Annotated in this window: 13 protein-coding genes; 7 read left to right on the top strand and 6 right to left on the bottom strand. The window is 61.9% G+C overall.

Annotated elements, in window-relative coordinates; translation table 11 throughout:
- Window positions 1-18: 18 nt before the first annotated feature.
- Window positions 19-951: a DUF2330 domain-containing protein gene (locus BV071_RS29395; RefSeq protein WP_035615208.1), complete on the top strand. Its 933-nt coding sequence runs from the start codon at window positions 19-21 to the stop codon at window positions 949-951.
- A 180-nt stretch (window positions 952-1,131) separates the two neighbouring features.
- On the opposite strand, the gene BV071_RS29390 is transcribed toward BV071_RS29395, so the two are convergent.
- The 4 genes from BV071_RS29390 to BV071_RS29375 all read right to left on the bottom strand — a co-directional run bounded on the left by BV071_RS29390 (window position 1,132) and on the right by BV071_RS29375 (window position 5,642).
- Window positions 1,132-2,220: a nitronate monooxygenase gene (locus tag BV071_RS29390; RefSeq protein WP_035615606.1), complete on the bottom strand. Its 1,089-nt coding sequence runs from the start codon at window positions 2,218-2,220 to the stop codon at window positions 1,132-1,134.
- Window positions 2,221-2,295: 75 nt separating this feature from the next.
- Window positions 2,296-2,787, bottom strand: coding sequence for a hypothetical protein (locus tag BV071_RS29385; protein ID WP_265595044.1), 492 nt, complete (start codon window positions 2,785-2,787; stop codon window positions 2,296-2,298).
- Window positions 2,788-2,883: 96 nt separating this feature from the next.
- Window positions 2,884-3,300: a hypothetical protein gene (locus BV071_RS29380; protein WP_265595043.1), complete on the bottom strand. Its 417-nt coding sequence runs from the start codon at window positions 3,298-3,300 to the stop codon at window positions 2,884-2,886.
- Between the two features lie 308 nt (window positions 3,301-3,608).
- Window positions 3,609-5,642 (bottom strand): putative Ig domain-containing protein, encoded by a 2,034-nt coding sequence (locus BV071_RS29375; RefSeq protein ID WP_035615200.1) that lies wholly within the window; start codon window positions 5,640-5,642, stop codon window positions 3,609-3,611.
- 296 nt (window positions 5,643-5,938) lie between these two features.
- Here BV071_RS29375 and BV071_RS29370 point away from each other — a divergent pair, with 296 nt between their 5' ends.
- The 6 genes from BV071_RS29370 (at window position 5,939) to BV071_RS29345 (ending at window position 10,351) form a co-directional block, all read left to right on the top strand.
- Window positions 5,939-6,649 (top strand): hypothetical protein, encoded by a 711-nt coding sequence (locus BV071_RS29370; RefSeq protein ID WP_035615196.1) that lies wholly within the window; start codon window positions 5,939-5,941, stop codon window positions 6,647-6,649.
- 69 nt (window positions 6,650-6,718) lie between these two features.
- On the top strand, window positions 6,719-7,276 hold the full coding sequence (locus BV071_RS29365; protein WP_265595042.1) for an SUKH-4 family immunity protein: 558 nt from the start codon (window positions 6,719-6,721) through the stop codon (window positions 7,274-7,276).
- Entirely contained in the window at window positions 7,273-7,608 is a 336-nt protein-coding gene (locus BV071_RS29360) for a hypothetical protein (RefSeq protein WP_035615192.1), read from the top strand. The genes BV071_RS29365 and BV071_RS29360 overlap by 4 nt, the downstream gene beginning before the upstream one ends.
- Before the next feature lie 238 nt (window positions 7,609-7,846).
- Window positions 7,847-8,164 (top strand): T6SS immunity protein Tdi1 domain-containing protein, encoded by a 318-nt coding sequence (locus BV071_RS29355; protein ID WP_052574043.1) that lies wholly within the window; start codon window positions 7,847-7,849, stop codon window positions 8,162-8,164.
- A 35-nt stretch (window positions 8,165-8,199) separates the two neighbouring features.
- Window positions 8,200-8,520, top strand: coding sequence for a hypothetical protein (locus BV071_RS29350; protein ID WP_052574042.1), 321 nt, complete (start codon window positions 8,200-8,202; stop codon window positions 8,518-8,520).
- A 244-nt stretch (window positions 8,521-8,764) separates the two neighbouring features.
- Window positions 8,765-10,351: a TrkA C-terminal domain-containing protein gene (locus BV071_RS29345; RefSeq protein WP_035615189.1), complete on the top strand. Its 1,587-nt coding sequence runs from the start codon at window positions 8,765-8,767 to the stop codon at window positions 10,349-10,351.
- An 81-nt stretch (window positions 10,352-10,432) separates the two neighbouring features.
- Here BV071_RS29345 and pyk read toward each other — a convergent pair whose 3' ends face one another.
- A complete protein-coding gene (gene pyk / locus BV071_RS29340; RefSeq protein WP_265595041.1) occupies window positions 10,433-11,860 on the bottom strand; it encodes a pyruvate kinase in 1,428 nt (475 codons plus the stop codon).
- Window positions 11,861-11,934: 74 nt separating this feature from the next.
- Window positions 11,935-12,936, bottom strand: a complete 1,002-nt coding sequence (locus BV071_RS29335) for a 2-hydroxyacid dehydrogenase (RefSeq protein ID WP_035615186.1) — start codon at window positions 12,934-12,936, stop codon at window positions 11,935-11,937.
- Between the last annotated feature and the right edge of the window lie 36 nt (window positions 12,937-12,972).

Raw genomic sequence — 12,972 nt, 5'->3', positions numbered from 1 at the left:
GAATGTTGATTCTATGGTATGAGTCGGATTCCCCTACTCCTCGCGCTTCTCGCTTGGCCGCTCTCTGGCAAGGCGGACATGGGCAGCATTCCCTTCGACCAGAGCGCCACCATCTCTGAACCGAAACAGGACGCGATCATCGCTTGGAACGGCAAGGATGAGCTGCTCTATCTCCAGACCACCCTATCGTCCTCCAAGGACACCAAGGTGCTGGAAATGATGCCACTGCCAAGCCGTCCGAGCGTGGAGGCATGCGCTCCGGGCGTTTTCAAACGTTGCGGCTTCCTGCTGCCGAAGCCGCCGGAAGCGATGGCGGCCGCGGGTGGGGATGATCCTTTCGGCGGCAGTGTGGACCCGGTCGGGGCGGCGGAAGAGGTCGAACGGAAATTGATCGGTGCCCACGACCTGCGGATCGTGGAGCTGCACGACGCGAAGGCATTCTCCGACTGGGTCGCGAAGGAGTTCAGCACCGGCAAAGGCGGACTCACGGTTCCAGAGCCGATGCTGGCGGTGATCAATGATTACGCCAAGGATGGCTTCAAATGGTATCTCTTCGACGTCGTGGACTTGAGCCAACAGGAAGCGAAGAAGACCCCGCTGAAGATCCGCTTCGCCACGGAGCAGCTTTACTATCCGATGCGGAACACGCGGGTGCAGAAAGGTGGCACTACGGTTTCGCTCTCGATCCTCACCAACGTTCTCTTCAACAAGGAAGACCTAATCGGGATCTCGCGCGAAGCGATCGAAGTGCCGGCCAAGCCGATCGACGTCCCTGAGGCGAAGCTTGCTTGGATCGACCCGCCGATCCTGGAATTGCTGGGGCTTCCCAAGAGCGCGAAGTTGCGCTCATGGAAGATCAGCGGCGCGATCGATTCCTTCCAAAAGGACCTACTGGTGCGCAATCCTGCCGCGGTGAAAGACAAGCCGGCTGCGACCCCGGCCGAGGAATAGGCAGCACTCCGAAAACAAGAACCCGCCGGCAGCGCGGGGGGATGCTGCGGGCGGGTTTCCCTGTTCTCTCGGGGGATGCTTCCTTGGGGGGAGACGAGTTTGGGATTTCGCAAGCTCGGCCGCGGGGGGATGTGACCTTGCTTACAAGAGCAGAATGTCCGATTTTACCCCGCTCCGCCATCACGCCATCACGGAGGCTTGCGAGATTTCCAAGGCCGCCGCTGCCATGAGGCGGGTCAATTCGGCGGCGGGTATTTCCGTCGCCATGGCGGCAGCCTGCCCCGCCCACAGCGGCGAGAAGTCCTCCAAGCCCATGCTCTCCGCCTTGGCGCGCAGAGGAGCAAGCATCACCGCCGGCAGCGGGAACTCCGGGATGTCACAGGCGATCGGGCCGAGCTCGAGCATCAGGCGATTGACGAGCCCGCGCGCCGGACGGCCGGTGAAGACATTGGTGAGGGCGGTGGTCCGGTTCGCCGCCTCGCGCAGCGCGGCACGATGCAGTGGTGAGGAGGCCGCTTCAGGACAACGCAGGTAGGCAGTGCCCAGCTGGACGGCGGCGGCACCGAGGCCCAACGCCGCGGCGATCCCGCGGGCATCGGCGATGCCACCTGCGGCGATCACCGGGACGCTCACGACATCCACCACTGCGGGCAGAAGCGCCATGGTTCCGCTTTGGGTGTTGAGATCCGTGGTAAGGAACATTCCGCGATGACCACCTGCCTCGATGCCTTGCGCAATGATGGCATCGCAGCCGTGATCCTCCAGCCAGCGAGCCTCCGCCACGGTGGTGGCGGTGGAGAGGATTCTCGCGCCTGTGGCCTGCACCCGCTCTAACAGATCGGACGAAGGCAGGCCGAAATGGAAGCTCACCACTTCCGGTAGCAACTCCTCCACCAGCGCGCAGGCGGTGGCATCAAAGGGGGCACGGCCTCCGGGTCCGGAAGAACCGGCGGGCTCCACACCGAGCGCGGCACCAGAGGCAGCGAGGCGCGAGCGCCATGAGGCCTCCCGCTGGGAGTCACTCTGAGGCGTAGGATGGCTGAAGAAATTGAGATTGAGCGGGCCCGGAGCGCGCTGGCGGATCGAGGAGACTTCCTCCCGGATCCGGTCCGGCGAAAGCGACGCGCAGGCCAAGGCACCCAGGCCTCCGGCAGCGGAGACCGCGACCGCGAGATCGCCCAAGGCGGAGCCAGCCATGGGCGCTTGGAGGATGGGTAATTCGATCGCGAGAAGATCGAGTATCCGGCGGTCAGGCCAAGAAGTGCTCATCGTGCCGACGAGCATCGCCTCAGGCGGCGTATCCGAAAGTGAAAACCCGCCAGGATTGCCGGAGGGAGGCTGGCCTCAGTTCTCCCGATCCAGAAGGAAGGCGATCATAACCCCCGCGGTGAAGGCGAGGCCCATGAAAACCGGTGCCCCGAAGAAAAGCATGCCCGCACCCGCATAGCCGGAGAGCAGCGCGAAGACGGTGCCAGTAGAATAGACCAGTAGGGGCATGCCAATGCCCCAGAAGACCGGGCGGCGGGAGACCAGCAGCGAGCCCGTGAGACAGACGATAGCAGCCATCACCATGGAGCCTGCCGCGATAGCCAAGGCCTGCCCCATCCAGCCGGAGGCGCCCGGCGCAAACCATACGCCAGCGCCACCACCGAAGACCACCGCGCCGGCAAAGGCGACAATGCTGGCGACGATGCCCTCGCGACTGCCCGTCCAAAGCCCCGGAGTCTCCGAAGAACCACCACGATCACCCTCCGAGGCATCATTGCCCGAATTCGCGGAGCCACGGCGGAAGGAAGAACTCCGTCCCGAAAGAGTGAGCGCATGGGGGAATTTCATGGTCATCGCCGTTCCAATCGTGACCGAGGGCCACGATTTTCAAATTTCTCGAACTATCGGCGACTCCTGAAACTCCACCCGAGGTGAAAGTCCCAATCAATCCCGCGATCCGCGGGGAAAAACTCCGTCAATCAGGAAGGTGCTCATCATCCCGGCGGCGAAGGCCAGACCGAGAAAAAGCGGGGCTCCGTAGAGCACGGTCATCGCCCCTTCCCGGCCAGTGACGACCGCCAGGGCACCCCCTCCCAAGTAAACCAAAAAGGGCATACCGATCCCCCAACGGACGGGGTTGCGGCCGAAAATCAGGGAACCCAAACCGGCCGTGAAGACGGCCATGGCGAGAGTGCCACCCGACATCTGGAGAGCCCGGGAAATCCAGCTACCGTCCACCAGATCCGCGGCGAACCAGTCGCCAGCGACCCCGCCGAACAGGAGTGCGGAGACCAAAACAAAGAGGGAAACAGCCCATTTACCGCTCTTCGCATCCACGGTGGGACGCTCCAGAACGATCACAGTTTCACTGGTTGTAAATTTTGACCCCCCAGTCATGCGCATCAGAAAACCCAAAATTATCTAATAGGGCAAGCTCAATTAATCCTAAATTTTTGGAAAAACGTTCCTTCTATCTTCATTCTACAAAAATGATATCTCTCGGGGAGGCCATGAGCGGCTTTCTATCAAAAACGCCACCAATGATGACTGTTCCTCATTCGGCGTGGCTTACAGATACTGGCAGGATAGTTTTCCGCCCCTGCCCTGCTACGGCGAATGAGGGATGAAGGAGGCGCGCTACCCCGGCAACGCGCCTCCCCAAGTAGGTTTTAGTTAGGAGCGACCACCCGGTAAAAGGCCTTCCCTACTGGCGCTGTGGTATCCAGATGAGTGCCATCGGTGTCGCCGACACTGATGGGGGTCCAGCTTCCCGGCTGCATGGTCGTGGAGCGCTCGACATTGACCGCTGCGGGTCCGCCCGACCAAGTGATGGTGGCCCCGGACACAGTGCGGCTGAAGGAGGTCACGCGGATCTTGGTGCCGCTGCCAGTCACAACCCAGGTCGCGCTTTCACTGACGGTGACCGCGTCGGCGGTGACGGAGAAGATAACTTCATAGGTCCCATCGGCTGTCGGCGTGCCGACGACCAGACCGGTGTCGGGATTGATGGTGACGCCCGGCGGCAGATGCTGGGCACCATAGGTGCACTCGCCTTCGACATTGGTCAGCACGCGGCCGATAATGCCGCCCGCGGCACTGGGAATCGTGGGGAGATGGATGATCGAGGGATCCGGAGCGGTGATGACTTCGAAGTCATCGATGTAGAGGCCCACTGAGGCGGCGTGCTCCAGATTGGTGCCGAGAACGAACTCGTAGCTGGCCGCATTGGCCGCGAGCACGAAGCCATCGGTCTCCGGCGATCCCGCTGGATAAAGCGGGATCTCCACAGTTCTGACGAAGCCCGGCGGTGTGGTGTCGAGCGAGCCTTCAGTGAAGTCGGAGTCGTCAATCCACAGGGGATACTGCTGCTGCCAGGTAGTGCCATTCAGAGCGACAGCCACTTGCACACCGGAGAAGTTCGCGCCCTTGGTGAGAAGGAAAGGCTCGTAGACCTTGAAGCGAAGTTTACCGCCGGCAGTCGAAGCTTTTACCAGCTTGGCATAGAGAGCCGCGGCCTCGGTACTGGCGGCCGCGTTGAAGTTCGCCTTGCTGCCCCAGACCGCGCCGGCGAGATTTTCCATGTAGAGCGCGCCGCCTCCGATCGATCCGACTTGAAAGACCGTGCTAGTCCCTTCCTCAGTGAAGACCGAGGCGTTGGTCTTGAAGTCGATCTTGGTCGTGGCCGATGGCGTGACCATGATGTTGTCGAAGTAGATCGTGGTGCCGACGGGGCGCTCGAAGCCGAAACCCGAGTTGTAGCCAGGCTGGCTGGTAAAGCCCGCGCCGAGTGAGGCGAGCGGGATCTTGACCCGGGCGACTTCCATGCCGCCCGGCAAGCTCTCGATCGCACCAAAGGGAACGGCGGCATCGACCTGAGTCCAGGTCCAGGTGTTCCATGGCTGGAGGAAGAGCGAGAAGTTGAAGCCCGTCAGCGAGCCCGCGCTGCCGAAGACATCCACGCTCATGGTGCCGCCGCTGAGAGCCGCGGCTTGCAGCTTGGCGGTCATGTCCGCGCCCATGTTCTGACGATCGGTGTGCCAGTCCCAAGTTGCGACCGTCGGCGAGACGGCGAGGGAGCCACCGAAGAGCGCTGAGTGCGAGGCGGCGGGCTTGCCATAGCTCTCGGTGCCAGTGTCGAAGGTGTAAACTGCGGAGGGCTTCGGCGGCACGGGCGAAATGACGCGGATGTTATCGATCTTCACCGTGGTCGGTTGCCCGGTATTGGTGATCACGAACATCTGCCCCCAAGTCGGATTGTCCGGGACGCTGGCGAGATTGAGCTGCGAGAAGTCGAGTTCGACGGTGCCATTGAAGGCGCCGCCGGTGCCGAAGACATCGTTGAACTGGGTCCAACCGAGGCCATCGCCTTGGAAGCTCATGTGGATCTGGAACCAGCCGGCAGGAGGTGCGGCCATGGAGACATCCATGAGCACCTTTCCGGCGCCTTGGAATTGCTTCAACTGCTGCAGGACATTGGCGGCATCGATCTTCAGGGCATTGGTCCAGGCACCCGGCACGGTGAGTTCGGCGCAGCCGGTGCCTTCGGTGATGGGCGCGACGTAGTTCATCGTCACGGTCGCATCCGGAACGACTGAGGGATCACTGGCATCGAGGCTGGCGATCTGGCCGGCGCGAGCGTTCGTCACGGCAAGCACCGCGAGAAAAGTCACGCCCAGACCGGGGCGGAGAAAGGAGGTCTTCATTGGGTTCACTTGTTGTTGGACAACTCCTCACGTGGCTTGGGCAGGCTGCCTGAGGAGGGGGTTTCACTTATCATGGAACTCCCCGGCGCCGCTGAAGTCGACGGCGGGGAGACGGGGTTTTTGAATCCCCCAATCAGGGGAGAGGTGAAATCATCAATCTCCAGTGCCGCTGCTCGGGAAACGAGGTCGGGCACCCGCAGGACTAGCTATCCGAAAGTCTACCCCGGATGTCGTTTCGGACATTGATCGGCGGCTCCAAGTGGCAAGACTCGGAGTAGATCCAAGCACATCCCCCCATGAGTCTCTTCGACCGCTTCAAGAAAAGTCCCCCTGCCCCATCGACTGCCGAGGAGAATGCGGCGCTGCGGGACAAGCTGGTGAATCTCGTCTTTTCCGGCGTGCGTTCGGAGGACAACCGGATCCGCGTGGAGGATGCCGTAGGCGCCGCGGCGGTGATCGTGGCGGAGCGCTGCATCGATGCGGTGGGTACTCCGCCGCTGCGGGACCATGAATTGACGCCGGGATCGCGGGTGCTGTCCGATCCCATCAACGGATGGATCTGCGGCGATGAGCTGGAGCTCGCGAAGATCCCGGTGCAATCGGTCGTCGGGACCCTGCGGGTTTGCCTGAATGGCGTTTATGCCGACTCGGAGTTCCCCGATGTGAAGGAGGCGATGACCACCTTCCTGAACGGCATCAGCCAAGAGGGAATCGAATGGGGCCGCGCGCCGCTCTCGGTCGGAAAGGACCACGAGCCTTTTATCCTGCCGCTGCGAGTGGGATATGAGACGCGGGGTATTGTGGATCAGGTTTTGGGTCCGGTGCTGGAAGACAAGGCGCGCTGTGTCACCGTCGCCACATTGGCCCTTGCGGCGATTCTCCAGCAGGTGGCGGGAGCGATCGATCACAAGCTGGTGCTGACCTTGGCGCTGGAGACGGTGAATGGGATGGCGAAGACCGCGCCGATGACGGAGAAGGCGATGAAGGAGGCTAGCAAGGAGGGGTGATGGTATTACCCATGAATTTACCCGGTTGCGGGCACATCGGTTTTGGCTAGCCTCGCGCATCGAGCCATCATGACAGCGCACGAATTCAAATCCCGATGGGAAGCTGTCGTTGAACGGAAGCGGGAAATGGCGGAAGCGGCAGGAGTTCCCGAAGTTGCAGACGAGATAATCCTCGTCCCTGCACCGCGTGAGATCCTAGATGTTCCTGCGTTTCCCGCGGAGGCGGCACGGTTCCTGGTCGAAGCCGGACTCCCGGGAAGTTGCGCCCCATTTCTTTCGTTCGAGGCAGTTGCTCGCGGCCCATCATCGCTTGTTCAGCTCTACGGCGCCCATCAGTTCAGCCCGGAGGACCAGTCACGCTTGGCATCCTTCTGCGTGATCGGCTCGGACGGCGCGGGAAATCCGCTGTGCCTGGATTCCGCGCGCGATGGTGAGATCGTGATGCTGGACCATGAGGACCAGTTTCGCAGCCGGACCTTTGTTGCATCCAGCGTTGCCACTCTAGCCCACGCGCTGCTGATCTCATACATCCTTCCCCACGCTGAGTTCGCTGAGCACGTGCGAGTCTTCGACCCGAGGGCGGCTGACAGGTCGTCATTTTTGCCAACCGAGCTTGGCGTCCCATGAATCCACCGATTGATTTACAACGTCGATACGCGGGAAAGCCGCTCTTGCGGCTTCTTGATGCCTACGTGCTGTGGATCATCGGTGCGCTTCCGACCGAGCAAGAGGCGTCCTTGGTTGAAATGACCCCCAACTTGCAGCGGGCCTGGAATCGCAAGGAGGAGCAATGGTACGAGGTCCTTGAGGCGGAGATGCAGTTTCCTCCAACTATGGCGGCCGACATTCGTGAAATCTGGCAGAAGAATCAGGGGATCGCAGCCGCTAACAGCGTGACGCTGACGCCGCTCGATTTTGCCTACATGTTTGTTGACCAGAATTTCGGCCATGACACGTGAGCAATCGCTGTAGAAGCGCTCCGCAGGTCGTGGCTGCCCCCGAATACCGCCATCCTCAGATCTAACCACCATGCGCATTACCTGGAACGAGCTGACCGTGGGCTTTAGTCCGGACGATGGCGATGCCCTCCTGAGCGATTGGCGGTGGCTGGTAGCTGACGACGCAGAACTGGTCCTAGTCAGCTCTCTCGGAGATTTATTTCTCAGAGATGGCGATGGGCGCATCCATTGACTCGATGTGGGAGCTGCACGCGTCAGACTGGCGGCCGAGTCGGCGGAAGAGTTCCAAGGTCTCATGCAGCAGCCCGACCAGGTGGATGAGTGGTTCGTGCCGCAATTGATCGGCGACCTGATCGTCAGCGGCAAGCGACTGAGCACCGGGCAGTGTTATAGCTACAAGTTGCCGCCGATGTTAAACGGCAAGATGGAGTTGGACAATTTCGAACCAACCGACTTGCTCGTGCATTGCAGCATGTTCGGGCAGGTTGGCCGGAAGATTCAGCATTTGCCGGAAGGCACGAAGATCGATGGGTTCACGACCGTGAACGACGACTGAGGCTCGGCATCGCTAGGATACGTTCGCACCTCACCATGAACACACGCAGCGAAAAGGACGAGTGGGGCACCGAGGCTCCGAACATCACGTCACCGGAGCGACTCTCAGTGATTCGCCAGGTGCTGGAGGAGTCACCGATTATCGTCGAGCATTGGTTCTTCCACGGCGGGTGCTCGCCCGACCGTTTGATCTTCGAGGAGTATGATGATTTCGTCGGGCACCTGCAGACCAAGACGCGACCCGGTGATGCGATTCACGTCTGGCACTACGATGCGCTCTGCCGCGACGACAATGCGCTCACGCATGGCAAGTGCCCGGATGCGGACGGAATGACACCGAAGAAGGGAGCGTACTGAGTTGCCCGGCTTCAACGATGGATCGACACCTACGGTAGCCCCGTCCGCACAAACGGTCGTTGCCAACGCCGAACCCGACGGCTGCGCAGCGCTCCGGGGTGAAGTGCCCGGCTACCAACTACTCGCCCGTCGGCCGCTGTAAAATAACCTTCCTTTAAGCAGAGTTGCCTCTACACCATCAGCTTCCAGAAGAATAGCACATCCATTCTTGGGAGGTAACCCCCATCAAGATCCAGGAAGAGTCATGGAACTGATCAAAAGCCTTCTCGAACAACAACCGCTGATGGCAGTCTTCCTGACGATTGCCATCGGCTATCTCGTGGGCGAGATCAACATCAAGGGCTTCTCCCTCGGTGTGGGAGCTGTGCTCTTCGTCGCTCTCGGTATGGGTTGGCTCGTGCCCAAGTCAGCACCGGCCCCGATGGTCGGGACGCTGGGACTCGCGCTCTTCCTCTACGGCGTGGGAGTTCAATACGGAAAGCAGTTCTTCATCGGCCTGACCAGCCGTGCCGGCCTGCGGGCAAACCTGCTGGCGCTGACCGGGGTCATGTCGGCAGGTGCGGTGAGTCTGCTTTTCGTGAAGCTGATGGATCTCAAGCTCGGTTATGCATTGGGCTTGTTCACGGGCTCAGGCACCAGCACCTCCGCCCTCCAAGCCGCGATTGCGACTCTTGGCAACGACGATCCCGCGGTTGGCTACTCGGTCACTTATCCCTTCGGCGTGGCCGGGCCGATCCTGCTCCTCTACATCGCCTTCGCGGTCCTAAAGCCAAAAATCCATGTGCCGACGAGTACCGGCATGGAGCTTCGCGAATTCGCCGTGCGCAACCCTGAGCTCTCAGGCAAGTCGCTCGGTGAGGTGACTCGCTCATTGCCCGCCGGAGTACAGATCGTCGCCCTGCGGCGGGAGGGCCGCAATGAACCAACTGCGCCGACTATCATTCTTGCTGCTAACGATGTCCTGCTCGCGACCGGGGCATCCACCGAAGCTCTAGCGCAGGCGGGTGCGCTTCTGGGCGAGGACGCTCGCGGCGATCTCCTCGCAGACCGCAGGGACCTCGACTATCTGCGCGTGTTCGCCTCCCGGCCGACCGTGGTGGGCAGAACCTTGGCCGACCTGGACTTGCCCGGGGACAACCCGTCCATCCTCGTCCAAGTCCGGCGCGGCGACACCGACATTTTGCCTCGTCCCGACCTTGTGCTGGAATTCGGTGACCGCATCGGAGTGCTTGCCCATCGCGATGACTTCGCGGCGATGCGCAAATTCTTCGGTGACTCGATCAAAGGCACCGCGGAGTTCAGCTACATCTCGATCGGTATCGGCATGGCGCTCGGCTTTCTCATTGGCGCGATCCAGCTTCCACTGCCCGGCATCGGCAAGCTCTCGGTGGGGCTGGCCGGCGTGTTGATCATGGCGCTAATTCTCGGCAAAGTGCGCCGCACTGGCGGCATGAATTGGACCCTCCCGCTTTCCGCTAACTTGGTGATCCGCAATCTCGGCCTCACGCTCTTTCTCGCGCAGGTCGGGATGGCCTCGGGGCCGAAGTTCGCCGCGACCGTCACCGACACCGGATTCGTGATGCTAGGCCTGGGTGCGGTCGTGCTCCTCGCGCTCGCTGTGCCGATTCTGATCCTGGGTCTCCTTGTTTTCCGCATGCCTTTCGGCGAGGTGGCGGGCATCGTCGCGGGGGCCTGTGGCAATCCGGCGATCCTCGCCTACTCGAACAAGCTCTCTCCCACTGAGGAGCCGGACATCGGTTACGCGATGATCTTCCCGGCCATGACCATCGTGAAGATCCTCTTCGTGGACATCGTCCCGGCCTTCTTCTGAAGTTGAATGGCGGAGCCTCAATCGCCAGATCTTCCGCCGCCATCGAGAGCCGCGACATGGGCGGTTTCGCCCCTTGTGCCTTCAGGGTGTACCAAGGCGCATGAGCTCGAGCCGGTGACTGGCGTTGGGATTCCGCGGGGAGGGTCCGGCGACGAGCATCACCCGGTCGGCGATCAGGCCGTGCTCGGGCAGGCAGCGGGCGGCGTAGTCGCGCCAGTCATCCGGTTCTTCGCCGAGATCAGCCGCATGCACGCCATAGGAAAACGCGAGCCCCTGGCAGACGGCCGGATCGCTGCACGGCGCTACGATCCATGCGGACGGCTTGCAACGGGAGAGGGCCCGCGGCATGTGGCCGGATCGAGTGGGCGCAAGCACGGCCTCACAAGGCACGGTCTCGAGCGCGTGCTCAACCACCGAAGCCATGCGGTCAGCCCCGATCGTTGCGGACGGTTCTTCCACCAGTTTCCGCTCGGCGGCGAGGCTCCCGCGCGGGCGGCGCGATTCGGTAAAGGCGGCGATCTTCGCGAGCATCGTCACCGCCTCCTCGGGAAACTTGCCCATCGCGGACTCGCCGGAGAGCATCACGCAATCGGTGCCATCAAGAATCGCATTCGCCACGTCCGTCGTCTCGGCGCGCGTGGGCAGACGGCTCGTGATCATCGATTCGAGCATCTGCGTCGCGGTGATGACCGGTTTGCCAGCGAGGTTTGCTTTCGCGATGAGTTGTTTTTGCGTGTGCGCGATTTCCTCGATTGGCACTTCCACGCCGAGATCGCCACGAGCGACCATGATGCCATCGGAAATCGCGAGGATCTCATCGTAGTGCTCAAGCGCGTCGGAGCGCTCGATCTTCGCGATGATAAACGGCACACGCCCGAATTGGGCAGCCGCGGCGCGGACCGCCTCGATGTCGGCCGCACTCTCGACAAAGGACTGGCTTACCGCATCCACCCCTGCCCCGAGGGCGAACTCCAGGCAGGCGCGGTCGTGCTCGGTGAACGCGCTGATGCCCAGGTCAATGCCCGGTAGATTCAGCCCCTTCCGCGAACGCAGTTCACCGCCGACCGCAACCGTGCATTCCACGTCGTTGCCGTTGATGCTTGTGACGATGAGCTGCACGAGACCGTCGTTAAGAAAGAGCCGGTTCCCCGGCTTCACCACGCGCGGGAGCGGCTCGAAGCTCATCGAGACGCGCCGCGTATCACCGACGATGTCCTCATTCGTGAGCGTGAAGGGGTCGCCCGCCACGAGCTGGATCGGCTCCGGCGAGATCTTTCCGAGCCGCATCTTCGGCCCCGGCAGATCGGCCATGATCGCCACGCGGCGGCCCGTCGCGCGCTCGGCGTCGCGGATGCGCCGGATGAGCTCCCCGTGGTGCGAAAACTCCCCGTGCGAAAAATTGAGCCGCGCGACATTCAGGCCCGCGCTAATCAGCCGTTGGAGCATCTCCGGCGATTCCGAGGCGGGGCCGATGGTGGCGACAATCTTGGTCTTGTGGCTGGGAAACATGGAATTCATTGGGGAATTAAGGCAGGGTCCCGATGGGCACCCAGACGACCGAGTCTCTCGCTGCGCCAAAGGTTCTAGCTCAACACCGTCTCTGGCAGGAAGGGCTGACCTTTGGCGTAGGCGGTGAGATTGGCGGTGGTGACGCGGGCAATTTCCGCGAGGGCCTCCTGAGTCAGGAATGCCTGGTGGGCGGTGATGAGCACGTTGGGAAAGGTGAGCAGCCGCGCAAGGTCGTCGTCGTGCAGGATCTGGCCGGAGAGGTCCTCGAAGAAGACGCCTTCCTCTTCCTCATAGACATCAAGGGCCACGCCGCCCAAGCGGCCGGATTTGAGCGCCTCGATCAGGGCCTTGGTGTCAATGAGGGCACCGCGGCTGACGTTGATCAGGATCGTGCCCGGCTTGACCAGTTCAAGCGTTTCGCGACGAATGATGTGATGGGTCTCCGGCGTGAGGGGCGTGTGCAGCGAGATCACTTCGCTCTCGCTTGCGATGGTGCGGGGATCGGTGTATTCGACCTGGTACTGCTGCGCCCACTCGGGTGATGGGAAAGGATCGAAGGCGAGCACGCGCATCCCGAATCCACGCAGGATCTGCGCGGCGATCCGGCCGATTTTCCCCGTGCCGAGAATGCCGGCGGTCTTGCCGTGTAGGTCGAAGCCGACGAGACCGTTGAGCGCAAAGTTCAGGTCATGGACGCGGTTGTTTGCGCGCGGGATTTTGCGATTGAGCGCGAGGAGCAGAGCGACGGCGTGCTCGGCGACGGCATAAGGCGAGTAGGCCGGGACGCGCGTGACGGAGAAGCCGAGTTCCTTCGCAGCGGGCAGGTCAATGCTATTGAAGCCAGCGCAGCGGAGGGCAACGTGCTTCACGCCTAGCTTGGCGAGTGCTTCGAGGCAGGGCCGGTCCGGGCGGTCGTTCACGAAGGTGCAGACGGCATTGGAGCCATGCGCCGCCGCAGCAGTCTCCGCGGACAGGCGGCAATCCATGAAGCGCCACTCGATATCGAGTCCGGCGGAGGCACGCTGGAGTTGATCGCGGTCGTAGGGCTTGGTGTCGAAGACGGTGGTCAGAATCATGGGCGGTGAATTTTTGGGGGTGTCAACGCGTTCACA

It is taken from the genome of Haloferula sp. BvORR071, from assembly GCF_000739615.1.
In the GTDB taxonomy this organism is placed as follows: domain Bacteria; phylum Verrucomicrobiota; class Verrucomicrobiia; order Verrucomicrobiales; family Akkermansiaceae; genus Haloferula.
This window is presented reverse-complemented; position numbering and strand designations above follow the sequence as displayed.